At 62.0% G+C, this 24,648-nt stretch carries 20 protein-coding genes; 15 read left to right on the top strand and 5 right to left on the bottom strand.

The features are described 5' to 3' along the window. The first annotated feature begins 116 nt into the window (after positions 1-116). The 3 genes from HHL24_RS08095 to HHL24_RS08105 are packed head-to-tail and all read left to right on the top strand — an operon-like array spanning position 117 to position 3,984. Positions 117-653, top strand: coding sequence for a 2Fe-2S iron-sulfur cluster-binding protein (locus HHL24_RS08095; protein WP_169484984.1), 537 nt, complete (start codon positions 117-119; stop codon positions 651-653). Next, a complete protein-coding gene (locus HHL24_RS08100; RefSeq protein WP_169484985.1) occupies positions 653-1,639 on the top strand; it encodes an FAD binding domain-containing protein in 987 nt (328 codons plus the stop codon). The genes HHL24_RS08095 and HHL24_RS08100 overlap by 1 nt, the downstream gene beginning before the upstream one ends. After that, entirely contained in the window at positions 1,639-3,984 is a 2,346-nt protein-coding gene (locus tag HHL24_RS08105; protein ID WP_206002762.1) for a xanthine dehydrogenase family protein molybdopterin-binding subunit, read from the top strand. The genes HHL24_RS08100 and HHL24_RS08105 overlap by 1 nt, the downstream gene beginning before the upstream one ends. A 15-nt stretch (positions 3,985-3,999) precedes the next feature. On the opposite strand, the gene HHL24_RS08110 is transcribed toward HHL24_RS08105, so the two are convergent. Then, positions 4,000-4,842: a DMT family transporter gene (locus HHL24_RS08110; RefSeq protein ID WP_169484986.1), complete on the bottom strand. Its 843-nt coding sequence runs from the start codon at positions 4,840-4,842 to the stop codon at positions 4,000-4,002. 120 nt (positions 4,843-4,962) lie between these two features. On the opposite strand from HHL24_RS08110, the gene gcvA reads away from it, so the two are divergent. The 5 genes from gcvA to HHL24_RS08135 all read left to right on the top strand — a co-directional run bounded on the left by gcvA (position 4,963) and on the right by HHL24_RS08135 (position 12,158). After that, on the top strand, positions 4,963-5,880 hold the full coding sequence (gene gcvA / locus HHL24_RS08115; protein WP_169484987.1) for a transcriptional regulator GcvA: 918 nt from the start codon (positions 4,963-4,965) through the stop codon (positions 5,878-5,880). 231 nt (positions 5,881-6,111) lie between these two features. Continuing rightward, positions 6,112-7,593 (top strand): FAD-dependent tricarballylate dehydrogenase TcuA, encoded by a 1,482-nt coding sequence (gene tcuA / locus HHL24_RS08120; protein ID WP_169484988.1) that lies wholly within the window; start codon positions 6,112-6,114, stop codon positions 7,591-7,593. A gap of 49 nt (positions 7,594-7,642) precedes the next feature. After that, on the top strand, positions 7,643-9,139 hold the full coding sequence (locus HHL24_RS08125; RefSeq protein WP_230417377.1) for an MmgE/PrpD family protein: 1,497 nt from the start codon (positions 7,643-7,645) through the stop codon (positions 9,137-9,139). A gap of 179 nt (positions 9,140-9,318) precedes the next feature. Further along, positions 9,319-10,713, top strand: coding sequence for an MFS transporter (locus tag HHL24_RS08130; protein ID WP_169484990.1), 1,395 nt, complete (start codon positions 9,319-9,321; stop codon positions 10,711-10,713). Further along, entirely contained in the window at positions 10,713-12,158 is a 1,446-nt protein-coding gene (locus HHL24_RS08135) for an MmgE/PrpD family protein (protein WP_169484991.1), read from the top strand. The genes HHL24_RS08130 and HHL24_RS08135 overlap by 1 nt, the downstream gene beginning before the upstream one ends. A gap of 99 nt (positions 12,159-12,257) precedes the next feature. On the opposite strand, the gene HHL24_RS44765 is transcribed toward HHL24_RS08135, so the two are convergent. The 4 genes from HHL24_RS44765 to HHL24_RS08155 form a co-directional block, all read right to left on the bottom strand. Continuing rightward, on the bottom strand, positions 12,258-12,983 hold the full coding sequence (locus HHL24_RS44765) for a GntR family transcriptional regulator (protein ID WP_169484992.1): 726 nt from the start codon (positions 12,981-12,983) through the stop codon (positions 12,258-12,260). Between the two features lie 97 nt (positions 12,984-13,080). Next, positions 13,081-14,451 carry an MmgE/PrpD family protein gene (locus HHL24_RS08145; RefSeq protein WP_169484993.1) on the bottom strand — a complete coding sequence of 457 codons (1,371 nt, stop codon included), beginning with the start codon at positions 14,449-14,451 and terminating at the stop codon, positions 13,081-13,083. A gap of 612 nt (positions 14,452-15,063) precedes the next feature. After that, a complete protein-coding gene (locus HHL24_RS08150) occupies positions 15,064-16,101 on the bottom strand; it encodes a porin (protein ID WP_169484994.1) in 1,038 nt (345 codons plus the stop codon). A gap of 149 nt (positions 16,102-16,250) precedes the next feature. Next, a complete protein-coding gene (locus HHL24_RS08155) occupies positions 16,251-17,600 on the bottom strand; it encodes an MFS transporter (protein WP_169484995.1) in 1,350 nt (449 codons plus the stop codon). A gap of 349 nt (positions 17,601-17,949) precedes the next feature. Here HHL24_RS08155 and HHL24_RS08160 point away from each other — a divergent pair, with 349 nt between their 5' ends. The 7 genes from HHL24_RS08160 (at position 17,950) to HHL24_RS08190 (ending at position 23,933) form a co-directional block, all read left to right on the top strand. Further along, on the top strand, positions 17,950-18,333 hold the full coding sequence (locus HHL24_RS08160) for a cupin domain-containing protein (RefSeq protein WP_169484996.1): 384 nt from the start codon (positions 17,950-17,952) through the stop codon (positions 18,331-18,333). A 5-nt stretch (positions 18,334-18,338) separates the two neighbouring features. Next, positions 18,339-19,103 carry an HpcH/HpaI aldolase family protein gene (locus tag HHL24_RS08165; protein ID WP_169484997.1) on the top strand — a complete coding sequence of 255 codons (765 nt, stop codon included), beginning with the start codon at positions 18,339-18,341 and terminating at the stop codon, positions 19,101-19,103. 83 nt (positions 19,104-19,186) lie between these two features. Beyond that, positions 19,187-20,119 carry a DUF6282 family protein gene (locus tag HHL24_RS08170; RefSeq protein ID WP_169484998.1) on the top strand — a complete coding sequence of 311 codons (933 nt, stop codon included), beginning with the start codon at positions 19,187-19,189 and terminating at the stop codon, positions 20,117-20,119. A 47-nt stretch (positions 20,120-20,166) separates the two neighbouring features. Beyond that, on the top strand, positions 20,167-21,054 hold the full coding sequence (locus HHL24_RS08175) for an IclR family transcriptional regulator (RefSeq protein ID WP_169485120.1): 888 nt from the start codon (positions 20,167-20,169) through the stop codon (positions 21,052-21,054). Between the two features lie 283 nt (positions 21,055-21,337). Next, a complete protein-coding gene (locus HHL24_RS08180; protein WP_169484999.1) occupies positions 21,338-21,805 on the top strand; it encodes a FecR family protein in 468 nt (155 codons plus the stop codon). Next, entirely contained in the window at positions 21,802-22,416 is a 615-nt protein-coding gene (locus tag HHL24_RS08185) for an OmpA family protein (protein ID WP_230417378.1), read from the top strand. The genes HHL24_RS08180 and HHL24_RS08185 overlap by 4 nt, the downstream gene beginning before the upstream one ends. A 38-nt stretch (positions 22,417-22,454) precedes the next feature. Further along, entirely contained in the window at positions 22,455-23,933 is a 1,479-nt protein-coding gene (locus HHL24_RS08190) for a CHASE2 domain-containing protein (protein ID WP_169485000.1), read from the top strand. The last annotated feature ends 715 nt before the right edge of the window (positions 23,934-24,648 follow it).

The raw sequence follows: 24,648 nt of genomic DNA on the forward strand, positions 1-24,648 counted from the left end.
ATCGGTTCACTGCGAGGTCCGGCGTTGGGCCGGCGGGCCGAAGAGGCCGTTGACTCGGTGCCCTTACGGAAGGCGTTAACCTCACGGCGCAAGTCCGACATTGATTGGAGGCAAGCATGCATTTTGTCATTAACGGCGACGAGGTCGAGCTGGACTTTGACCCCAGGACATCGCTCCTCGATTTGCTGCGTGAACGGCTTCACCTCTTCGGCGCCAAAAAGGGCTGTAACCAGGGAGCATGTGGTGCTTGCACCGTCCTGGTCAGCGGAGTACGTATCAACAGTTGCCTTGCGTTGGCCGTGCAGTATCAGGATTGCGAGATCACCACCATCGAAGGGCTCGGCGCACCGGGCAAGCTTCACCCCCTGCAGGCGGCCTTCGTCGAACATGACGGTTTCCAGTGCGGCTACTGTACCCCCGGGCAGATCTGCTCGACCATCGGCATGGTCGAGGAGTTGAAGTGCGGCGTGCCAAGCTATGTCAGCGAGGACGTGGCGGCAGAAGGCTTTGCACTGACAGACGCAGAGCTGCGCGAACGAATGAGTGGCAATCTGTGCCGCTGCGGCGCCTACAACGGCATCGTCGACGCGATCCAGGACACGTTCGGTACGGCCGAGGCCGAGACTGAGCCCAGCAAGCGCGAGGTTGCCTGATGAACCCCTTCAGCTATGAACGCCCTTCGGACCAGCAGGCAGCACTGACGCTTGGCGCTCGATCAGGAGCCAAATACCTGGGCGGCGGCACCAACCTCGTCGACCTGATGCGCGAGACCATCGAGCATCCGGAGATGCTGGTCGACGTCACAGGCCTCTCGTGCGCAATAGAGGAGACGGACGGCGGAGGCTTGCGGATCGGCGCCGGGGTCAAGAACACTGCCGTGGCGGCTGACCGGCGCGTGCGCGAGCGCTATCCGCTGTTGTCCGAGGCCATCCTGGCAGGGGCTTCGGCCCAGATCCGCAACATGGCGACGGTGGGCGGCAACCTCCTGCAGCGCACCCGCTGCGGCTACTTCTATGACGACGCCGCGCATTGCAACAAACGCGCGCCCGGAACGGGCTGCGACGCCATAGACGGCTTCAACCGCATGCACGCCATCCTCGGCGCCTCCACTGCCTGCGTCGCGACCCACCCCTCGGACATGGCCGTGGCGTTGGCCGCCCTGGATGCGTTGGTAACGGTGGAGGGCCACAACGGCGCACGCGACATTCCATTGATCGATTTTCATGTCCTGCCCGGCGAAACGCCGCAGATGGAAACGGTGTTGGAGACAGGCGAACTGATCACCGCCGTGACCTTGCCACCCGGCTTGGCGGGCCGCTCCAGCTATCGAAAGGTGCGTGATCGCGCCTCCTATGCCTTCGCCCTGATCTCGGTGGCTGCGGCTCTGGAAGTGCAGGACGGCGTCGTGAAGGAGGTGCGGATCGCTCTCGGCGGTGTCGCCCACAAACCGTGGCGCGCCAAGGCGGCCGAGGCCGCCTTAAAGGGCGGTCCGGCGACCGAGGCGGCGTTCCGCGCGGCGGCGCAGGCGGAACTCGCTTCCGCTCGCGGTCTTCGCGACAACGCCTTCAAGATCGAACTGGGTCAGCGCGTGATCACCGACACGCTAGTCAAGTTGACCGCTCTTCAGGAGATTCGCTGATGCCTATCCTCAAGGACGCCATGCAAGCGGTGATGAAGAAGGCCATTGCCCTCGCCCCTGACAGCTTCATCCCCGGCGGCAAGCCAGATCCACTGATCCGTCACACGCATGGCCTGATCGGCGCACCGGTGAGCCGGATCGACGGGCCGTTGAAGGTTTGCGGTCGGGCGACCTTCGCTGCGGAGTTCCCCATGGAGGGAATGACCTACGCGGCGCTCAAGTATTCATCTATCTCCCGTGGGCGCATCGTCGAGATCGACACCACCGCCGCCGAGGCCGCACCAGGCGTCGCACTGGTGATGACCTATAAAAACGCGCCTCGCCTCAAGCCCATGCCGGCGTTCATGAGCCAGCCCAAGGCCGCGGGCGGCGATGACGTGCCGATCATGCAGGACGAGCAGGTTCACTGGAATGGCCAGCCGGTCGCGCTGGTGCTGGCCGAGACGCAGGAGCAGGCGGACCACGCCCAGTCGCTGATCCGCGTCACCTATGAGACGGGAAGCGACGGGGTAACGTCCCTCGACGCGGCCAAGGCGAACGGTTCGGAGCCCGGTGTTTTCCAGGGTGAGCCGCTGAAGCTCGAGATCAAGGATGCCGAGGCCATGCTGGCTGCAGCACCCTACAAGATCGACGTGCGCTATACGACTCCGCGCCACAACCACAATCCGATCGAATTGCATGCAGCGACGCTCGCTTGGGAGGGCGATGAACTGCGGATCCACGACACCGTGCAGGCGGTAACCCACGAAGCGTGGACTATCGCGCAGGTATTCGGCATCGACGAGAAAAAGGTGCACGTCACTTCGCCGTTTGTCGGCGGCGGCTTTGGTTCAAAAACGCTGTGGCAACATCAGGTGCTGGCAGCGGCGGCGGCGAAGCTGGCACAGCGCCCCGTGCGGATTACGCTGTCCCGCGAAGGCGTGTTCCGTATCGTCGGCGGCCGCACCCTCACCGAACAGCGCGTGGCGCTGGGCGCGCAGGCCGACGGGACCCTGGACGCTCTGATCCACACCGGCACGGTCGCAATGACGCCACACAACAACATGCCGGAACCCTTCATTTTGCCGGCGAAGAACGCCTACGCTTCCCGAAGCTTCCTGCTCGATGTCGAGACCGTCAAAATGAATATGACGGCCAATACTTTCATGCGGGCGCCGGGCGAGGCCGTCGGCACGTTCGGGCTGGAATCCGGCATCGATGAGCTCGCCCACGCCATGGGCATGGACCCCATCGAATTGCGGATCAGGAATGAGCCGCAACAGGATCCGACGACGGGGCTGCCCTTTTCTCAGCGCGGCATCGTCGAGGCCTGGAAGGCCGGCCGCGAGCGATTCGGCTGGGGAGCGCGTGGGCAGCCGGGCGCACGGCGCGATGGCGATTGGCTCGTCGGCATGGGCTGTGCCACGGGCACCTATCCTTACTATCGGATGCCAGGCGGCGCGGCGCGCATCACCCTGACCCAAGAAGGGCGCGCCACCGTCGGCATCGCCGCGCACGAAATGGGCATGGGCACATCGACCGCTCAAACCCAGGTCGCCGCCGAGCGCCTCGGCCTCGCCATGGACGACGTCGACTTCGAATACGCCGACTCCCGGTTGCCGGGCGTGGTGCTGGCGGGCGGTTCGCAGCAGACCGCAGCCATCGGCGCTGCCGTGATTGCGGCCCATCACAAGCTCGTCAAAGAGCTGCTCCGGCTCGCCGGCAATAGCTCGCCTCTCTCTGGCCTGTTACCGGACGAGGTGGGCGGCCGGGACGGCGGCCTCTGTGCCCTGGAGGATGAAAGCCGATTCGAGACCTACGCCGCCATACTCGCCCGCGCCGGCCGTGAGGAAGTCACTGTCGAGGCGGACGCTCCGATGCCGTTTGAGTTGCAACACTGGTCCATGCATAGCCACAGTGCCCTCTTCTGCGAGGTGCGGGTCGATGCCGTCACCGGCGAGATCCGCGTGAGCCGCTTCCTCGGCTCGTTCGACTGCGGTCGGATCATCAACGCCAAAACCGCCGCTAGCCAGTTTCGCGGCGGCATCATCATGGGCCTCGGCCTTGCACTGATGGAGGAAACCCAGTTCGACGAGAGAACTGGCCGCGTCATGAACCCATCGCTCGCTGACTATCACGTGCCAGTTCACCTCGACGTGCCGCAGATCGACATAATCTGGAATGAGGAAGCCGATCCGCACACGCCGATGGGCGCGCGCGGTGTTGGCGAGATCGGAATTACGGGGGTGGGCGCAGCGGTCGCGAACGCGGTCTTCAACGCCACCGGCAAGCGAATTCGCGATCTTCCCATCACGTTGGACAAGGTGATCTGTTCGCTTGGCGACGGACGCGGAGATCTGGGGTGAGCGCTGCAGGCGATGTCAAAGTCCTAGACAAACCGCGCCGGCCGCGACGACCACGCACGCGAGCCAGCGCTTGCCACTTACCGTTTCCCGCAAAAACATCCGTCCGATCAGCACCGCGAAGACCACGCTGGTTTCGCGCAGCGCCGATACCGCGCCCATCGCACCCGACTGCAGCGCCCAGATTACGATGCCGTACGCCGCGATCGACACGAGGCCGCCGACGAGCGACGAGCCCAGCGCCATTGGCGCCGCCCTGACCGGTGTCCACAGCGCCGCGCGCCCACGCATCGCGACGAACAGCACTGGCATCAGCCAATAGAACAGGAACATCCACGCGGTGTAGGCGAGCGCCTGCCCGTCGGACAGGCGCACGCCGATGCCGTCGATCACGGTATAGACCGCGATTGTCGCGCCGGTCGTCAGTGCGGCCAGCGCGCCTGCGCGCGATACGCGACTCCCCTCCAGGGCGATCGCAATGATGCCGCCCGATATCATCAGGATGCCGAATATGTGCAAGGGGCCGATCGCCTCGTGCGCGAACAGCGCCGCGCCGAGCGTGACGAGCAGCGGCGACGAGCCGCGTGCGATCGGATACGCCCGCGCCAGATCGTTACGGCGATACGACTGCACGAGGGTCACGTTGTAGAAGATATGCACGAGCCCCGATGCGACGATGTACGGCCACGCCGCGTAGGCCGGCCGCGGCGTAAACAGGACCACAAACGTGGAAACTGTCGCGATGGCGATACTCATCCACGTCATGGACAGAAACCGGTCGCGATTGCCGTGCAGCATCGCGTTCCAGCTCGCGTGGAGCAAGGCGGCGACGAGGACGAAACCGCCGGTATAACTAAGCATGCGGGCTCCGGGCCACAAAGGAACGGGTAAGTTTATGCGGGACAGTAAATAGAATATCTATCTTGTGATGAGCGAACAACCCAGATAAATTGGCAGTTCGAGTTAGATAAACTATTCCGAATGAAACGGGTATTGCCTCCGCTCAATGCACTGCGCGCTTTTGAAGCCGCAGGCCGGCTCGGTAGCTTCAAGGAAGCCGCCGCCGAATTGCACGTCACTCACGGCGCGGTGAGCCAGCAGGTGCGCCTGCTCGAGGAGTGGCTTGGCGCATCGCTGTTTGAACGGCACAACCGGCGTGTGGTGCTGACACCGGCGGCAAAGGCCTACCTGGCGGAAATCGGTCCCCTGTTCGAGCATATCTCGCACGCAACCGCGAGATACGGTCTGCCCGAACCGGTCTCGCGGACACTCTCCGTGAATGCACCCGCGACATTCACATTGCGGTGGCTGGTGCCGAGACTGGCGAAATTCCGCGTCGCGCATCCCGACGTGGACGTCAAGGTAGAGACGTCGAACGAGCCGGTGGAAAGTCTGCCTGTGACCTATGAAGTCATCATCCGGGGCGGTCCGGACACTTTCTACGGCTACTCGATGCGGCCATTCCTGTCCGAAGAGCGGATCCCGGTCTGCAGTCCGGCGCTGTTGCAGCGACTGCCGCTGCGCACACCTGACGACATACGGCAGCACACGTTGCTGAATACGTCGAGTCTTCCGCGGCTTTGGCCGGACTGGCTGGCGAGGGCAAACATTGCTGCACTCACGCCGGCTGCTGCGCTGACCTTCGACCACTTCTATCTGACGTTGCAAGCTGCCATCGATGGGATAGGTATCGCGATGGGACCGACCGCGCTGATAGCCGACGATCTCGCGGCTGGCCGGCTTGTTGCGCCGTTCGCCGGTCCTCGTCTGGCGTCGCGGAGCTATTGCACTTACGTTCCGGATGAGAAGTCTGGAAATGAGCTGGTCGTCCTGTTCCGCTCATGGCTCGAGTGCGAGGGGGCGTTCACGCACGGAGACAGCCCCTTAGAGGCAGGCTGACCGCACTAACTCGCCCGACGTTGGCCCCAAGCAATCCTCCCGTCACCCTATCAGGGAATGTACTTATTAGAGTACTTGTGTATACAGAAGTATCCTGAAATCGAGCATTGACGCAAGGTCCACGACGCGCCTGGATATCCCGATCGGGAATCGCGGATGTTTTCCGCAAGCCGATATGGACGGCTTGTGCGCCTGTTTGCTCTGCAGGATGTCTACAACGGGAGTTTCACAATGGCAGACTATGACGTGATCGTGGTGGGGGCCGGCAATGCCGCATTGGCGGCGGCGGTGTCGGCACGCGAAAACGGCGCCGCACGCGTCGTGGTGCTGGAGAAAGCGCCGCGTGCGATGCGTGGCGGCAACACGCACTGGAGCGGCGGCGTGTTGCGTTTCGCGTTCGACGATCCACGCGAAATCGGGCCACTGTTGCCGGGTGTCGAGAAGGAATTCGACGATTTTTATGCCGGCATTCAGCCCTACACCCGCGATGACTTTCACGGCGACCTGATGCGCGTGACGAGTGGTCAGACGGATCCGGTGTTGTCACACGTGCTCGTCGACAACTCGAAGGACACGGTGTTCTGGATGCACGAGACAGGCCAGATCAAAATGGAGCCGGCCGTCAGCCTGACCGGCGTGCGCAAGGGCAATCAGATCATCTGGGCGCGCGGGCTCGTGGTGCGCGCGGAACATGAAGGCGTCGGCTTGTCGCGCGGCTGGTTTGCGACGGCCGAGCGGATGGGCATTGAGGTGCGCTACGGCACCGCAGTGATGGCGTTGCTTCAGGACGAAACAGGGCGCGTCTGCGGGGTGCGCATTCGTGACGACGCAGGCATGCGTGAATTGAACAGTCATGCCGTGGTGCTCGGCTGCGGTGGGTTCGAAGCGAACGTGCAGATGCGTACGCAGCATATCGGTCCGCTCGTCGGTGGCGCGAAAGTGCGCGGTACGCCGCACAATCAGGGTGATGGCCTGCGGATGGCAATGGACATCGGCGCCATGCCATGGGGGCAGTGGAGCGGCTGTCACGCGACGCCGATCAGTGCCGACTGGGGTAATTTCGCGCCGCGCGAAATGACGGATCGCAGCAACCGGCTGAGCTACCCGTACGGCGTGATGATCAATCGCAAGGGCAACCGCTTCGTCGACGAAGGCGAGGACGGCGCGATGTTCACCTACGCAAAATACGGCCGTGCGATTCTCGCCGAGCCTGGCGCCAAGGCGTATCAGTTGTTCGATTCAAAGACGGTCCATCTGCTCGAACCACGTTATTCGACCAGCGATCCGTTGCAGGCCGACACGCTCGAAGCGTTGGTCGAGCAACTCGATATCGACGACAAGCCGCGTGCACTGAAGACACTCCAGGAATACAACGCTGCGGCGCATGACGTATCGGATGGCTTCGATCCGACCGGCAAGGACGGGCTTGGCACGCAAGGGCTCAGTCCAGACAAGACAAACTGGGCATTGAAGCTCGACGCGCCGCCGTTCTATGCGTACACGGCGACGGGCGGCATCACGTTCACGTTCGGCGGCGTCAAGGTCGACGAACAGGCTCGGGTGATTGGCACCGACTGGCGTCCGATTCCCGGCCTCACTGCCTGCGGCGAGATGGTCGGCGGTCTCTTCTACGACAACTATCCGGCCGGCACGGGCCTGGTCTCGGGCGCGACCTTCGGGCGTATTGCGGGACGCACGTCAGCGCGAATTTAGTGCCCAACACGGCCAGTCCGCAGCAAACGAACAGGCGAATGAGATGAACATGACATCACGCACAGCCTCTGAAATTCCCGACGAACGCGACATGCCGATCACGCTACGTCTTGCACATCGTATCCACGCGTTCGGCACGAAGGACGTCACGCCGCGTGCGCTGGCGGCGGCGCGCACCGCATTCATCGACACGATCGGCGTCACGCTCGCCGGTTCGGCCGAGTTGTGCGTGCGCATTTTGCTGGATACGCCGGGCGTCGCCGAAGCACCGGGCAAGTGTTCGATATTCGGCACAGCCCGCAAGACGTCCGCGCTCGATGCCGCGCTCCTTAACGGTACCGCCTCGCACGCGCTCGACTACGATGACTTCAGTCAGCCGATGGGCGGCCACCAGTCCGTGCCGCTCATCGCGCCGCTGCTTGCGCTCGCCGAAGAGCGGCAGCTAGGGGGCGAAGCGGTCATTGCGGCCTACGTGATCGGCATCGAGACGGAAATCCGCCTCGCCCGCGCAGTCAATTACCATCATTACGACAAGGGGTGGCATCCGACCTCGACGCTCGGCGTGTTTGGCGCGGCGGCCGCCGTCAGCCATCTGCTCAGACTTGACGTGGACAAAACCGCGACCGCTCTTGCGATAGCGGCGTCGCTGGCAGCGGGGTTGAAGGCGAACTTCGGCACGATGGTCAAGCCATTGCATGTCGGGCATTGCTGCCGCGACGGCTTGCTCGCCGTGCTGCTCGCGGAACGCGGCTTCAGCGCGAATCCCGTGGCGCTCGAGCATAAACAGGGCTTCTTTAACGCGTTCAACGGTCCGGGGACTTACGACGCCGGTCGGCTCTTCGAAGACTGGTGCGCGCCGCTCGAAATCGAAAGTCCGACGATGGGCCTCAAGCAGTTTCCCTGCTGCGGCAGCACGCATCCCGCGATCGCGATGGCGCTGACGCTGGTTCGGAAAGACAACGTCAAAGCTGACGACATCGAAGCGATTCATATCCAGTCGCACCCGCGCCGTCTGCCGCATACGGACAATCCCGATCCGCAGACCTCGCTCAACGCGAAATTCAGCGTGCAGTACGCGGTTGCACGAGCGTTACTGGACGGTGTCGTGCGCCTTGAGCATTTCGAAGGTGACGCGCATCGTGATCCGCGCATACGGCGTCTGCTTGCGATCACGCGCACGGACCCGCATCCCGGGATGCCGGAAGATTCGCCGCATCAGTTCGGCGCGGAAGTGACGGTGACGATGCGCGATGGCCGCGTGCTGTCACGCCGGGTCGACGATCTGATCGGACGCGGCGGCGACAACCCGATGTCGGGTGAAGAACTGTGGGAGAAGTTTTCCGATTGCAGCAAGCGGGCGATCGGTTCGTCGGAAGCGCTTGCGCTTTACGAGCGGCTCGAATCGCTGGAAGCGGTCACGGACATTAGCCAGCTCGCGCGGCTGATGACGAAGCGCACGTTGCCTGGCGGCGGTGAAACTGGGCGCGACCTGAAGGTCGCGGCGGCGCCTGGCAATACCCTCGTGGAAACGCCGTGGGTACCGTGATGGCTGGACAGTAACGTCTGTATTGCAGCACGAAGCACGAAGCACGAAGCACGAAGCAGGACCGCAGGCGACATTCAAACTACGGATGGAGACAGACATGCTGAACGCTTTCTTTGCGTTTGAGATAGCAGGTGCAGTTCGTAGTGGCCGCGCATGGGTCGCGGCGCGGGAGGTGTCCCGTGAATGACGAACTGATTGCCGCGCGGATTGACCGCTTGCCGGTATCGCGTTTTCACCGGCGTCTGCTGCTTCTTGTCAGCCTGCCGTTCTTTTTCGATATCAGCGACATCTTCACTTTTTCGTACGCCGCGCCGGCGCTCGTCAAGGAATGGGGACTGACGATGTCGAGCATTGCGATGCTGACGTCGGCGGGCTTCTTCGGCATGTTCCTCGGCGCGACGCTGGGGGGCATGCTGTCGGACAGGATCGGCCGTAAGCGCGCGCTGATCTGCTATGTCATCGCCTATTCGGTGTTCTCGCTCGCCAATGCGCTCGCACCGGACATTCCGATGCTGATGATCACACGCGTGCTGACGGGTGTCGGCATTTCGTCGGCGACAGCGGTCGTGATGGCGTACATTGCCGAACTCTTTCCCGCGAAAACGCGCGGCACATGGCAGAGCTGGGCGATGGTCATTGCCCTGATGGGCATTCCGATCACAAGCTGGGTCGCCCGGCTGGTCGTGCCGTCCGGGCCAAACGGATGGCGCTGGATTTTCGTGTGGGGCGCGCTCGGCATCGTCTTCCTGCTCTTCGCGAAGCATTTCCCGGAATCGCCGCGCTGGCTCGCGCGGCAGGGCCGTATGGAAGAAGCGGACCGCACACTGAGCCTGATTGAAGCGGAGGTCGAGCGCACGACCGGGTCGTTGCCCGAAGCGGTCGCTATTAATCGGCCGGTTGAAGTGCGCGCGCACTGGACGTCGATGTTCAAAGGCCAGTACATCGGGCGCACGATGACGCTATGGGCGATCTGGATCTTCCAGACGCTCGGCTTTTACGGCTTCCAGGCGTGGGTGCCAACGCTCCTCGTCCAACACGGCATCACGATCGTTCATAGCCTCACCTACATCACGCTGATCAACATCGGCGCGGTGCCCGGCGCGTTGATCGCGGTGTTCCTCGCAGACCGTTTCGAACGCAAGTTCAGCATCGCGGCGGCAGCCGCGCTCATCGCCGTGTTCGGCCTGCTGTACGGATTGAGCTTCCGGCCGGTGCTGATCGTGTCGTTCGGGTTCCTGGTCGGCATGCTGATTCAGACCTTCGCTGCGCTGTGCTATGCATACACGCCGGAACAGTATCCGACCGATATCCGCAATACCGGCGCTGGCTTCGCGTACGGGATGGGGCGACTCGCGAACGTCGGCAACTCGTTCATCGTTGCGGCGATCTTCCTGAACTTCGGTTACGTATGGGTCTTCGTCTACATCGCGGGCGCATGGCTCGCGACGGCTGTCGTCACGCTACTGTTCGGCGCGAGAACGACGGGACGTCGACTCGAATCGATCAACCCCGTGATCGCGCAAGCGTCGGATAATCCGCGCGATGCGCCAATCCTCCGGCCAGGCGACCGTTGATGACCTCCAATTCGACTTCAAACAAGGACGCGCGACCTACGACGACGGCCGATCCCCACGCAAAAAACGAAACGGTGATCGCCCGCGCACTGGCGGAATTCGCATGCGCACTCCAACCGTCGGCGTTGACCGATGAACTTCGGCGCAAGGCGACACATCACATCACCGATGCGATCGGTCTTGCGTTCGCCTCACATCACTTTCCGTTCGCAGCTCCTGCGCTGCGTGGCTTCGAAGCGGCCGGCTCGCGGGGCGATGCAACGGTGATCGGCAGTTCGCAGACGCTCGCGCCACGCGATGCAGCGCTTGCGAATGGCTTCCTGATTCACGGTCTGGATTTCGACGATACCCATCCGCTCAGCATCGTGCATCCGACGGTCGCATGCCTGCCCGCGGCGCTCGCTATTGGAGAAGCCGTCGATGCGGAATGGGACGAGTTACTCGCCGCTTACGTCGCGGGCATGGAGACGGCGATCCGGATTGGCGCAGCGGTAAAAGGCGGATTTCATCACGCGGGCTTTCACGCGACTGGCATTGTGTCCCACTTCAGTTCGACGATTGTCGCCGGAAAGCTGATGGGTCTCGACGCCGCGCAACTGGTGGCCGCGCAGGGCATTGCGGCGAGTACCGCGGCGGGCGTGCAGGTGTTTCTCGAGGAGGGCGCCTGGACCAAGCGCATGCATCCCGGCTGGGGCGCGCTCGCGGGTATCACCGCAGCGCATCTCGCGCAGAATGGCTTCGCCGGACCGTCGCGGCCCTATGAAGGCCGTTTCGGCTTGTTCGATTCGCACTTGCAGCAGCACGCGGGCGAGGTCGATGCCGCTTCGATCGGCGCGGGCCTGGGCGAACATTGGGCCATGCTCGGTACGGCAATTAAACCGTACCCCGTCTGCCACTTCATTCACGGCTGCGCGGAAGCCGCGCTGTTGCTGCAACCTGGCTTATCGAACGCCGCCGGTATCGACGAAGTAATCTGCATGCTGCCTGCGCCGACCATGCCGATTGTGGCCGAACCGGCCGCGTCGAAGATGGTGCCCCAGAGCGACTATGAAGCGAAGTTCAGCGCGCAGTTCGTTGTCGCGACGTGTCTGTTGCGTGGCCGCTTCGGTCTTGCGGAACTCGAAGCTGGAGGTCTCGCTGATCCTCAGATTCTTCAGCTGGCGAGCAAGGTGCGTTGCATCGTTGATCCGGATACCGAGTTTCCGAAGTATTTTTCGGGGCGTGTGACGGTTCGGCTCATCGACGGCAGCGAGCGGACCGAACATGTGCCAGTCAATCTTGGCAGTGGTGTCCGCGCGCTGGACGAAAACGCGATTGCCGCCAAGTTCCGGGGAACCGCCGGGCTGCGTCTGTCTCAGGACAGAGTGGATGCGCTGCTTGAGGTGCTGCTCGCGCCGGGCCGGCGCAAGGTGCGATCACTGGCGCGTCTATTGCGTGGTGCCTGAGCAAGCCGTCAGGCAGCGCTGGGCTTGCCTCAATACCTTCACTACCTTTTAATACATTCAGGCTCAGGCTCAGGCTCAGGCTCAGGCTCAGGCTCAGGCTCAGGCACCGCCGCCCGAGCGCGTACCGCTCGTGTCCATTTCAGCGCCAAATAGCATCTGCAAGCGGAGTTCGGTCGCCGCCGCCACGTGACGGTGGGCAGCATCCTCGGCACCATCTGCATCGTGCCGCGCGATACATGCGACGATTTCCTTGTTCTCTTTCAACCCGCTTTTGATTCTCCCCGGCACCGAATAGGTGGTCGAGCCGAGCAGGCCAAGGGCGTCGATCAGCACGTTCGAAGTCTTGTACAAATACTCGTTGTGCGCCGCCGCTACGATAATTTCATGCAGCCGGCGATTCAGCGACGCGACTTCGTCGGGAATCTTCAGGCGTTCGAGTTGCACGATGACCTGCTGCATCGACAGGATCTCGATCGGCGATGCCTGCTCCGCCGCGAAGCGGGCGGCCGCGCCGACCAGCACTTTGCGCATCGCGTATAACTCCATCACCTGTTTCGGCGACAGTTGCACGACGACGAAACCGCGCGGCGGCGCGAAGCGCACGACCCCCTCGCTTTCAAGTCGTTTCAGCGCTTCACGCACTGGGGTGCGGCTGACGGCGAGACGCTCGGCGATATCCGTTTCGCGCAGCCGCTCGCCGGACGCGAGATGACGGTCGCGAATCTCCTGACGCAACTGCGCGTAAACGTATTGCGCAAGGGAGCCTTGCCCGAAATCCGTCGTTAGTTCGGCGTCGCCGCTCGTGGCATTGGACTTTTCACTCACAGGTCTAACCTTCGATGTCGTTATGTCCGGAATGGTTTGCCGTATGGATCGCCACACGGCAGGCGGTACAACAAGTATAAGTCGGCTGCGACGGCATTTAGCGCAGACACGCCATCAGCGCGCGCACGCTCAGAAGCCGCGGTGGCTGCATGACCGCCTTCAGCGTGTTATCCGCACGTTCGTGACCGAGCGCGCTTTCCAATAGGTCTCGCGCTTTCTTCGTCACCGCTTCAGCGCCAACCGGGCGGCTCCAGCTTCCGGGCGGTGCGTCGCAGCGTGAGGTGACGGTACGGCCGTCCTTCAGACGCACGGCGATCTCGACGTGCATCGTGTCGAACGCGCCGGAAATGCCCGGGTCGGCAACGAGTGTGAAGCGATTGAGCAGCGCCTCTACGTCTTCGGCGAAACGGCGGCGATCGGTGAACGACGCCGGTTCGACTTTACCGTCCAGCAACGCAATCGACGCCGTGTATTGCCACGAGAACTTGCCGTCGAGTCCGGTCTCCGGGTGCGGTCTGTCGATGTACGGCATTGCTGGCGTGTGCAGTTCGATCCGCGTGACATCGTGTGCGCTGAATGTGCCGGAAGCATCGATTTGCGCGCGGGCGTCGAGCGCGGCTGCGATGCCGAAATGTGTCGCGAATTGCGAAGGAAACAGCTTCCACGAGGGGCCCGGGACCAGAGCACGACCCGCGCCGAGCGGCGCCAGCAGGGGAGCGCTTGTGAAGCGTTCGCCGAAGTAGGCGTGGCCCCAGCCGCGCGGTCCACTGATCGCGTCGGCACTTGCGGTGAAACCGCGACGCGCGAGCAGCGCGGCTTCGAGACCGTGTGCGGCAGCGTCGCCGCAATGCAGCGCTTTCGTTTGCGAGCCGATGTTGGCCAGCAGTCCGCCGCTGCGCGACGCAGCGATGCAAAGCGCCGCGGTCGCGGATGACGTGTCGAGCCCGAGCAGGTCCGCGCATGCGAGCGCCGTCGCCAACGGCCCGACGACGCCCGGCGGATGCAGGCTTAACTGAGCCGGCTCGATCTGCGCGGAGGACAGACGCAGCCGTCCCTGTGCTTCAATACCCTTCGCGAACGCGCGCAACAGCGCCTCGCCCTGCGGTTCACCCGACGCATGTTCGCGTTGCTCGGCCAGTGCAAGCAGCGCCGGCAGCAGCGTCGATACCGCGTGATTCGGCGGATTCCACATCGGCTCGTAGTCGAGCACGTGCATCGACATGCCGTTGATGCGCGCGGCGATTGTCGGCGGTGCGCTAAACCCATGGCCAATGACGGTGGCCGAGCCGGCGCACGGCAATTCTTCTTGCGACAACTGAGCCATGTGCGTCGGTCCTGGCTCCGATGCGCCGGCTGCGGCCACCGCGACGCCGTCCGTCAGCAGCAACTGGCAGCGTTCGATCAACGCAGGATCGTCCGCGGACCAGCCGAGGATAAGTTCAGTGAAATCGCGCGCAAGGTTGGTCATGACGTTGCATCCTGAGCGGCAGCTTGCGCGCGACAGAGCCGTTCATTTTGGAGGAGCCGGTGTGCATTGCGATAGACGTTAGCTGACTGAATGTGCACGCCTTTGCTGCCGGTCCCGGCGGCCGACCACGCGGCGCGGTCGCGCGACGGATCCGACTGGCGGAGCATGAGCGCATTCGACATGCCGCCCCGTATGGATACGGCTTTCAGACATATCTGTTGCATCGCTCCTCCATAAGTCCTGATGCCGCTGCGGTAGACGAGGCGCCACGAACTGTCGCGACGCTCTCCTGTACTTCACAAAAGCGCCGTTGTTAGGCAGGTTCTTATATTGAGTACGAGTGTATACCAATGTACTCTGATGCGTAAAACGGTTTTCGGATCTCAGGCTCGTCAGGCTGAATCCTTTCTGATGGTGCGCCTACCTGACATACAGTGCGTCGGAGCAAGCCTGCGGCCACCTGGTCGTCAAAGGGCCCGCGCTTCTGCACGAAAGACAGCTTCCTATGTTTGAGAACCTTTTTAGATCGGTGGCGACGGGCGGGCAACATCGTCAAAAAAGCCGACGTAGCGGAAGCTCCGCTACGTCGGCTTGACCCTTCCATTTCCGGCATCAGAAGAAATGCACGACACCGATCTGGACGCCCGCAGGGCTATAACCCGGGTGTGACAACGGCAAGCCCGCGACAGCGGCGCCCATCATGGTGAAAGCGGCTTTGTTGTGGTTATCGATCCGCGACGCGGTAGCGTAAAGCAAAGTGCGCTTGGAAAACGTGTGCCGGATCATCAAGCTGACCTCACCGGCGTCGTTGCCTGCCGAGGTCCGGTCGTACGCGTAAGCGTAGCCGGCAGACACGATATCGAACGGGGTGAGCGTGTACGCGCTGGATACCGAGTACACGTCCTTATCGTAGAGGTGCGCCGTATCTTGTGCGTGATGATATGCAGCGAACAACTTGATCGTGCCGAAGTCGTACGATCCGCCGAAGAAGCCATCGCTTTGCACGTCATTTGCCGTTGCGCTGGTGATCCGCTCGTAGTTCGCACCCAGATACACGGGGCCGTGTGCATATTCGGCACTCACGTGAATATTGCCGTGTCCATTCTGCGGTGTCGTGCTTTGACTCAGGCCGTAGAGAATCTGGGCCTTGATACCGGCAATGGTAGGCGTCTGATAGCTGACCGAATTGCTGACGCGAAACGTGTAAGTCGCCAGATTGTCGAGGCCCGACGCCATGGTGGCGCCGCCGAAAGCGTCAAGGCGGTTGATCATCAGAAACTGCGGCGTGTTCTGGCGGCCAATACGCAGGTCTCCCCAGTTGCCCGACATGCCCACCCAGGCCTGCCGGTTGAACGCCGCCGTGGGGTCCGCAGCCGTGCCGTTGTTGGTATTGATGCCGTCTTCGAGCGTGAAGTTGACACGATTTCCTCCACCGATATCCTCACTGCCACGCAAGCCGATGCGCGACGCGTAAAGCCCGCTGGATGCCATTCGCGTCGTCACCCCCTGACCCGCATTGGTCATTTCCACGAAGGTATCTAACAGGCCGTAAAGCGTGACCGACGAATCCTGGGCGTGCGCATGCGTAGCCGCTAACAAGCACAGCATGCCGGCGACGGTCAGCTTGACGGGTTGGATGTGCTGATTCATTTAGTCTCCTTTTTTTGGGCTGCACAAATCCGGCCGCGAGCCGGTCGGCATTCGCGGGGGAGCGCTATATAGGGCAATCGGTTGGGACGGCGGCCGGCCTGGGTTTTCACCCGGCCGCCTCCGGCTAGCGCCGGCTTATACGAAAGGTTTCAAATGTGGGTTCGAGGCGCCGGCGCTTCATCGAGCGGGGCAGGCTGCACGCGCAGTTTCGGCAGGCACAACATGGCCAGACCGCCCACCAGGGTCAGAAGCGCCAGCGCATACAGGCCGTACTCGAGATGCTGGGTGCGCTGCTTGAGCACGCCGATCACATACGGCGTCACATAGCCGCCCAGATTACCGACCGTCGCCATCAAGGCGATCCCTGCCGCCGCCGCTGTTCCCGTCAACAGAACGCCGGGCAGCGACCACATCACCGCGAGACCGGCGAGCGCGCCGATCATCGCGAACGACAAGCCGATCAACGAAAGCACCGGACTCGCCGAGCACAGTGCGGCGAACGCGAGTCCGGCTGCCGACACGAACGCGCTACCCGCCGCGTGCCAGCGCCGTTCCTTGGTGCGATCGGAGTGCCGGCCAATCAATACCATGCCTATCGCAGCAGCAACGAACGGAATGCTCGCTACCAGCCCCGTGTCGAGATAACTGCGCACGCCAAGGTTGCGGACAATTTGCGGCAGCCAGAACGAAACACCGTATGTACTACCGAGCAATGCGAAATTCACCACGACGAGCAACCAGATATTGACGTCCTTGAAGGCGGCGCCGAACGCATGTTCAGTGCCTGCCGCCAGTTGCGAGGCATGTTCGGAAGCGAGTTGGGCTGCAACCCGGGTGCGGTCCTCAACGGGCAACCACTGTGCATCGCGCGGACCGTTGTCGAGGTAAAAGTAAGTGATGACGCCCAGCAACACGGTCGGCGCACCCTCGATCAGAAACAGCCATTGCCAGCCGCGCAACCCACCGACACCACTCAGGCTTGCCATGATGAGCCCTGACAGCGCGCCGCCCACCACCCCGGACAGTGCGATGCCAAGAAAGAAAATCGCATTGACCTGCGAGCGCAGCCGGGTCGGGAACCAATAGGTGAGGTACAGCACGATGCCCGGATAGAAGCCTGCCTCGGCGACGCCGAGCAGAAAGCGCAGCACATAGAACATGTGCTCCGAGCGCACCAGCACCATGCAGGTGGAGAGGATTCCCCATACGACCATGATGCGGGCGATCCAGAACTTCGCACCGAGCTTTTGCAGCATGAGGTTGCTCGGGATTTCGCACAGGCAATAGCCGATAAAGAAGATGCCCGCTGCAAACCCGAACGCTTCATCGCTCAGGCCGATGTCCGCCGCCATCTGCAGCTTGGCGAACCCGACGTTGACCTTGTCGAGAAACGACACGATGTAGGTCAGCAGCAGGTAAGGCAGCAAGCGTGTGGCAATCCGGTTGTAGATCCGGTCGTCGTCCGGATCGTCGAAGCTTGTGCGTGCGAGAAATCGCATGAGTATCTCCTCAGTCTGCAAGACCGATCGTTAGTTGTTTCCAGCGCCAGCGAATCACTATCCCACTCGGCACGTTTGTGTCTTTATGCGAAATATCGTGTTGGCCAGCGAAATATAGTGGCGAGCAGGAAGCGACGTCAAATGAAACCGTATCAGGGTTTTCACGGGGTTCGGTACTTTCTATAAGCGCTTCCGTTCCGTTTGGAAAAACGCGCTTGACAGACGGAATTCCCGTCACTATATTTTCTTCTCATAGAAACGATATTCTTTTCAAGAGAACACGTGGGCTGTTTCGACAGCCTGAGTACGATGTAGTCGTGGCTCAACTGACCGATCAAGGAGACTTCACATGAGCAGCACAGCAAAGTTGTACAACTGGAACGACCTGCCGCGCGAAGTCGTGCGCAAGGGAGTCGAACGCGTCGGCTTCCGTGGCGACGACACAATCTGCGTGATGAACTGGCTCACGCCCGGAATGGACGTCAATCCCCACAGTCATCCGTTCGAGCAACTGGTGATCATCGTGCAGGGGCGGGTGCGCTTCCATCTGGCCGATGAAGTGGTCGAGGGCGGCCCGGGCAGCATGATCCGCATCCCCCCGCACGTTGTTCACTATGCCGAGCCGGTAGGCGACGAGATCGTGCTCAACCTGGATGTGTTCTCGCCGCTGCGTGCGGATTACCGCCATCTGGTCGAATACCAGCATGACGAATTTGCCGCTGCGTCGGAATGAGCGCCATGAACACAAACACCGAGTTCCGCACCCGCCTGCGGCGCGGCGACCCCATGTGCGGCCCCTTCATCAAGACGCCCCACTATCAGAACATCGAGATCGCCGGCGCGGCCGGGATGGATTTCGTCGTACTGGATGCCGAGCATGCGCCGTTCTCCGTCGATGCAATCGACCGCTGCCTGCTGGGTTGTGCCGCCGCGTCCTTGCCCGGCGTCGTTCGGTTGCCGGACGCTGAACCTTCGACCATCCTGCAGGTGCTCGATATGGGTGCGGCGGGCATCGTCGTGCCGCACGTCGTGTCGGCAACCCAGGCGCGCGCGGCAGTAGCGGCCACGCGCTATCGCGACGGGGTGCGCGGATTCAGCAATTCGCCCCGAGCGGGTGGCTATGGCCGGCTGCCGATGACGGAACACCTGCGTTTGCACGACGCGGCCGTATCGGTCGTGTGCCAGATCGAAGACCCCGAGGCCGTTGATCACGTCGACGAAATCGCTGCCGTGCCCGGCGTCGACTGTCTGTTTATTGGACGCGCGGACCTGGCCGTCTCGTACCAGGCGACTTCGCTCGATGACGAACGTATCGAACGCGCCATTGACCGCACCATCGAGGCGGGACGGGCCGCAGGCGTGACCGTCGGCATGTTTCTGCCTGATGCGGGCGCGGCGCGGCGCTACGCCGAACGCGGCATGCGCTTTTTCATCCTCGGTTCTGACCAATCGCTATTGAGCAGTGGCCTCACCCAGCTAGCCCGTACCTTTCACGCCGCATGAACGTCGCGCGAGTCCGGGCATGCCTTCGCGGCTCCTCGCGCACACCGCATCTCGCCCATCTGAACTGATATCCGGAGACAGCCATGGCTTCCGACACTACCCAAATTGCAGCACCTTATTCAACCGAAACGGTCGACGCCATCCTGCGCGGCTCGATCGACCTGCATTGCCATAGCGGCCCCTCCGTGATGCCGCGCTACCTCGACCATATCGAGGCGATGCAGGAAGCCTCTGCCGCCGGTTTGCGCGCGGTACTGCTGAAGGACCACTACTACTCCGCGACGCCGGTCACGGAACTGCTCAACAAGCACTATTCACACCTTGGCGTTCTGATGCTGTCGGGCGTTCCGCTGAACAATTCGGTCGGCGGTCTGAATGTGCATGCTGTAGAGCACGGCCTGAAGCTTGGGGCGCGCCTCGTCTGGATGCCGACTTTTTCGTCAGCGAACCACATCGCGCACCACAAGCACGATGTGCACTTCAACGAGAAGTTTCCGCAGACTACGCAGAAGATGCTCGAGTCGATTCCACTGACCGTGCTCGACGACGACGGCAAGTTGAAGGAGGAGGTCAAGGCGATTCTCGATCTGATCGCAGCCGCTGATGTGGTGCTGTCCGCCGGACACCTGCACATCAGCGAGATCTGGCCGCTATTCGAAGAAGCGCGCAAGCGGGGCGTCAAGCGCCTGCTCGTGAACCATCCGACCTATGTCGTCGATGCGAGCCTCGATGACATGCGCCAACTGGCGAAGGAAGGCGTCTATATGGAGCACTCAATGTGCATGTGGGTGCCGGGCTCGAAATTCCGGTTCTACGACCCGGAGTTTCTCGGTCAGGTGATTGAGGCCGGTACGGTCGATCTGACGATTCTGGGCTCCGATCTGGGGCAAAAGGGTAACCCGACCATTGTCGATGGATTCCGCAGCGTAATCGAGACGGCGCTCGAAATTGGCTACAGCGAAGCCGATGTCCGTAAAATGACTGCCACGAACGCGGCCACATTAATGGGCCTCTGAATCCAGTATCGCGTGTTTCCGGGCTTGCATCGGCCAGTCTTTTGCCGATGCAATACCGGACATCGACGTCCCTGAGGAAAATCACATTGGCAAGCACACGCACGTCCGACACTGCACCTGCGGCGGAGCCCACCGGGCCGGCGCTCCTCGAATCCGTCGGCATTGTGTTCCGGCTGCTGGACGAACTTACGCTGGCGCGCCGGCCGCTTGGCGTCACCGAACTGGCGCAGATCGTCGACGAACCGAAGCCGCGCGTCTACCGTCATCTCGCCTCCATGAAACAGGTCGGCGCGGTCGAGCAAGACCCCCTCACCGAGAAATATCGGCTCGGAGCGAAGCTCGTCCTCTTCGGCACGGCCGCCGCGGAGCAGTTTGATCTGCGTGCCTTGGCGGACCCTTACCTGACCCGCCTGCGCGATGTGACTGGACAAACCGCTGTCCTCTCGGTCGCCACTCACGATTCGGCACTTGTCGTTGCTACGGCGGAATCTACCCGGGGCGTGGTGATTTCCGTCAAGCCAGGCAATCGCCCGGCCACACATTGCTCCGCACAGGGCAGACTGGTGCTGGCCTATCTGGACGAAGCCGCGCAACAGCGCGTGCTCAGGCGTAAGCTGCAGCAATTCACCGACCGCTCAATGACGGATCCGGCCGAAATTCAGGCACGCCTGGCGCTAATTCGTGAGCGTCTCTATGAAGATGCGGACGGCGAAGTCATTGATGGCATCAATCTGCTGGCAGCTCCGATCTTCAGGGGACGCGACGTCCTGGTCGGCTCGATTGGCGTGATCGGTCCGAGTCGCGATGTCCCGTCGCCTCCGACGGCTGATCTTCTTGGCGCGATCCAGTCAAGCGCCGCCGAACTGAGCGCGCGACTCAACTGCAACATTTATGAGCGGCTTCTCAGCAACGCTGGGCTTGTTGAGAAAGGCTGAGTCCGGACTTGCACTTTCTCAGCAACGCTGGGCTTGTTGAGAAAGGCTGAGTCCGGACTTGCACCGCTAACTGCTAGCGGCCATGCGGTGTCTGCTTCGGGGCCATACTTTGTCCGATACAGCAGACACGTTTCAAGCAGACTTCCAGAAGCAGTATTTCTGCACGTCCTTCGCAAACCCCAACGCCACGAGCAGTTGGGGAATGATCGCTCACAACACCAGGTCGACATCGGGGAGTCGCGCTGCCCCGCGGAAAGCAGCTTTACGCAATCAGGTGCCACCGATGCGTCTTCGCGCCATCCAATATGCCTTGATTCTTGTCTGCGGATGCATGGCTGTCGCCGATGCACTTGCCGCCGATGCTGCCGGCGTCGTGAAGACCCTTAAAGGCACGGTGCAGATCGAACGGGCTGGAGGAAGTTCGGGTGCGGCCATCGGCAGCGAGGTTTACGGCAGCGATCGCATAGTGACCGGCCCGGAATCTTCCGTCGGTATCACGCTGCGTGACACTACCCAACTCTCGGCCGGCGCCAATACCATCCTCGATCTGAACAAATTCGCGTTCAATACCACGACCCATGAGGGGGTGCTCGACGCCTCCATCAAACGCGGTTCCCTGGCAGTGATTTCCGGAAAGTTGGCGAAGGCGAACCCGGATGCCGTCCGCTTCAGCACGCCGACTACCACACTGGGCGTGCGCGGCACTGAATTCATTATCGAAGTCGGCGATAAAGGGGAGAGTGCACGTTGAAGGCTGCAATCCGACGTCGCGGGCTGGCATCTGCAGCGGCATTCGTCATGCTGGCATACCTGGCCGGGTGCAGCACTCCGGACAAAATTATTCTATTGCCGGATCCTGATGGCAAAGTCGGAGCGGTCATTGTCCACAGCGCCACCGGAGAGCAGACAATAGACAAGGCTTACGCCGGGGTCGGCGTCACCAAGGGCGGTGACATCGAAAAAACGATGGATAGCCAATCCAGTGTGCAGGCACGCTATAGCGAGCTACTCGCGGCCCGGCCGCCTCGGCCCATGGCATTTACGATCTTTTTTCTCTTTGATTCCGCCACCGAATTGGCTCCGGAGTCATCCGCCACAGTTAACAAGCTAAAAGCCGTCCTGGCGACCTGGCCCGCGCCGCAGCTCGTGGTGGTCGGTCACACCGATCTGGCGGGCTCTCAGGAATTCAATGACCGACTGTCCATGCAGCGGGCGCAGACTGTTGCCGCGTTCCTGATCAAGCAAGGCATTCCTGCCCAACAAATAGAGACCGCTGCCCGGGGTAAGCGCGAGCCACTGGTGTCCACGGCAGATGGCGTTCCCAATCGCATGAACCGGCGCGCAGTCATCACAATCCAATGATCCGCGCCACTCATCGGCGCTGAACGGCCTTTCCGTCGATGAAACGCTATTTCGACCCATGGCTTGCCCGGATCAGGAGTCTGCTGAGGGTGGTCCAGGGGCGTCCGGTGGCACTGGTGGTGTTGTTCGGCCTGAGCCTGCTCAACCTGTGTAGCGAATGGCCGAGCGACATACTACGCCCGGCCTTCGTGGACACGCTCGACGAGGCGCTTCCCGACTCCTTTAAAACAACCCGGCAAATTCTGTTCGATCAGTATGAACGTCACTTCCCACGGATTCCGACCGCTCAGCCCGTAACCATTGTCGAGATCGATGAGGAGACGCTCGCAACCGTCGGTCAATGGCCCTGGCCGCGAAATCGACTCGCGAGCCTGATCGACGCCATTGCGGCACTGAAACCGCTGGCTATCGGTCTCGACATTTACATGCCGGAGCCGGATCAGACCTCTCCCGACAAGGTGGCTGGCAATCTGCCGAAAGCGGCTGCAGCGCTCGCCGCCGGCCTACGGGCCCTGCCTAGTCACGAAGCCATTCTCGCCAGATCGTTGCGCGCAGCGCCAACCATACTAGGTGCCGCGCCGCTCGATCATGCGGCCTTCGCCACCAGCACCGATCTGCTCAGCGCTCCAATCCTCGTTCATGGCACCGACCCACTGGGCCACGTGCAACGGTTCGACTATGTGATCGCCAGCCTGCCGGAACTGCAGGCTGCGGCCCACGGGCAGGCGATGCTGAGCGTGGCGCTCGAACAAGGCGTAGTCCGGCATATTCCCCTCATCACGGGTTTGAGGGAGAAACTGGTCCCCAGTCTACCGATGGAAATGCTCCGCCTCGCCACGGGCTCTTCGGCGATCGACGTCTATGCCGACACATCGGGCGTGCAGGCGGTCGGTGTCGCTGATGTGCTGGTGCCCACGCAGCCGGGGGGTGACATCTGGTTGCATTTCGCGTCCATTCGGTCGACGCTGAGCCGCTATGCGTCGGCACGCGACGTCCTGCAGGGAACCGTCGATCCGGAACGGATCCGGGACAAATTGGTGCTGGTCGGACTGACCGGTGCCGGCGTGACTGACATGCGCACGACGGCGTTGGGGGAACTGGTGCCGGGCATCGAAATTCAGGCGCAGGTCATCGAGACGATTTTCGAGGGACGTTTTCTGCGACGCCCCACCTGGCTGAAATGGGCAGAATGCGCCTTCATCATGACGTTCGGGCTGCTGATCATCTGGTATGTGCCTCGCCCCCATTCGCGCTTCGCGGTATTCATAAGAGCCGCCCCCAAGGGCATCACCGCTCTGGGTATAGTCCTGCATCTGCTTAATCTGCTGGGCTGCTTCTTTATTTTCATGCGCTTCGGACTGCTGGTCGATGCGGCCTCGATTTTTATTATCCTGTCCGCGGTCATGGGCTGCTTCCTTTCACCCGCGTTACTCCGCTTCGACGAACAAACCAGAACGGAGGCCACGCACGCGCCGGGGCGTGAAGCCGACAACGACCGCGCCGGCAAAGCACCTTGACCTTGAGGTAGCGGTTGTGCGGATGGCCTGCAACTTGAAAAGCTGCCGTTGGATTCACGCTGCATCGAGGGGCCTATGCGGGGCGGGAGCACGCAGTCGCTGACAGTGAGACCTGACGTTTGCGGCCATCGGTACGCGAACGGCGGGAAAGCGGCCTGTAGTTGCGTCACCGACGTCGTCACCTCAATGGCGCCTCCGGCCGATCAACGCCTTTCATGTCGCGTTCGTATCTTTTCCGAAGGGCGGGGTCCCAACAGGTCGAGAGACGCTACGGCGATGGAAGGAGGGCGCTAGAAATACACAGCGTCGCGTCGGCCACCGCCTCCAGGAAAGCGTCCTGTACACGGAATATCAGCGACCGTCTGCACGTTGCCGCGTTCAACGCGCGCATGCGCGTGCAGTGGCGCGGTGAAGAATGAGCGTCGCGTTGAGCGCCTTGCCGGCCAAACGCAACATTTAGCCTGCACAGTTGAAAGCAATCTACCCACTCTGATTTATAATCATCAAGCCGTCGGGAAACACCCGGCGGCCGGGTTTGACAGCCTGTGATTTCATCCGCACACCCGCCCAGGCGGGGCGTGCGTCTACTTGCGCACGTCTATATTCCAATGGGCGGGCCGTAGTGGGGAGCCGCAAGGCTCGCCGGTTTGATGAAATCCCGGTCTGTCAACCTGCTACGTGCCCGCTCACCCACTTTGCAAGCGAGTGTCGGGCG

It is taken from the genome of Paraburkholderia polaris (assembly GCF_012927345.1).
GTDB classification, from domain to species: Bacteria; Pseudomonadota; Gammaproteobacteria; order Burkholderiales; family Burkholderiaceae; genus Paraburkholderia; species Paraburkholderia polaris.

What these genes read in the sequence shown, in the direction of transcription:
- HHL24_RS08095 (WP_169484984.1), top strand. Translation starts at nt 117, where the DNA reads ATGCATTTTGTCATTAACGGCGACGAGGTCGAGCTGGACTTTGACCCC.
- HHL24_RS08100 (WP_169484985.1), top strand. Translation starts at nt 653, where the DNA reads ATGAACCCCTTCAGCTATGAACGCCCTTCGGACCAGCAGGCAGCACTG.
- HHL24_RS08105 (WP_206002762.1), top strand. Translation starts at nt 1,639, where the DNA reads ATGCCTATCCTCAAGGACGCCATGCAAGCGGTGATGAAGAAGGCCATT.
- HHL24_RS08110 (WP_169484986.1), bottom strand. Translation starts at nt 4,842, where the DNA reads ATGCTTAGTTATACCGGCGGTTTCGTCCTCGTCGCCGCCTTGCTCCAC.
- gcvA (WP_169484987.1), top strand. Translation starts at nt 4,963, where the DNA reads ATGAAACGGGTATTGCCTCCGCTCAATGCACTGCGCGCTTTTGAAGCC.
- tcuA (WP_169484988.1), top strand. Translation starts at nt 6,112, where the DNA reads ATGGCAGACTATGACGTGATCGTGGTGGGGGCCGGCAATGCCGCATTG.
- HHL24_RS08125 (WP_230417377.1), top strand. Translation starts at nt 7,643, where the DNA reads ATGACATCACGCACAGCCTCTGAAATTCCCGACGAACGCGACATGCCG.
- HHL24_RS08135 (WP_169484991.1), top strand. Translation starts at nt 10,713, where the DNA reads ATGACCTCCAATTCGACTTCAAACAAGGACGCGCGACCTACGACGACG.
- HHL24_RS08145 (WP_169484993.1), bottom strand. Translation starts at nt 14,451, where the DNA reads ATGACCAACCTTGCGCGCGATTTCACTGAACTTATCCTCGGCTGGTCC.
- HHL24_RS08150 (WP_169484994.1), bottom strand. Translation starts at nt 16,101, where the DNA reads ATGAATCAGCACATCCAACCCGTCAAGCTGACCGTCGCCGGCATGCTG.
- HHL24_RS08155 (WP_169484995.1), bottom strand. Translation starts at nt 17,600, where the DNA reads ATGCGATTTCTCGCACGCACAAGCTTCGACGATCCGGACGACGACCGG.
- HHL24_RS08160 (WP_169484996.1), top strand. Translation starts at nt 17,950, where the DNA reads ATGAGCAGCACAGCAAAGTTGTACAACTGGAACGACCTGCCGCGCGAA.
- HHL24_RS08165 (WP_169484997.1), top strand. Translation starts at nt 18,339, where the DNA reads ATGAACACAAACACCGAGTTCCGCACCCGCCTGCGGCGCGGCGACCCC.
- HHL24_RS08170 (WP_169484998.1), top strand. Translation starts at nt 19,187, where the DNA reads ATGGCTTCCGACACTACCCAAATTGCAGCACCTTATTCAACCGAAACG.
- HHL24_RS08175 (WP_169485120.1), top strand. Translation starts at nt 20,167, where the DNA reads ATGCAATACCGGACATCGACGTCCCTGAGGAAAATCACATTGGCAAGC.
- HHL24_RS08180 (WP_169484999.1), top strand. Translation starts at nt 21,338, where the DNA reads ATGCGTCTTCGCGCCATCCAATATGCCTTGATTCTTGTCTGCGGATGC.
- HHL24_RS08190 (WP_169485000.1), top strand. Translation starts at nt 22,455, where the DNA reads ATGAAACGCTATTTCGACCCATGGCTTGCCCGGATCAGGAGTCTGCTG.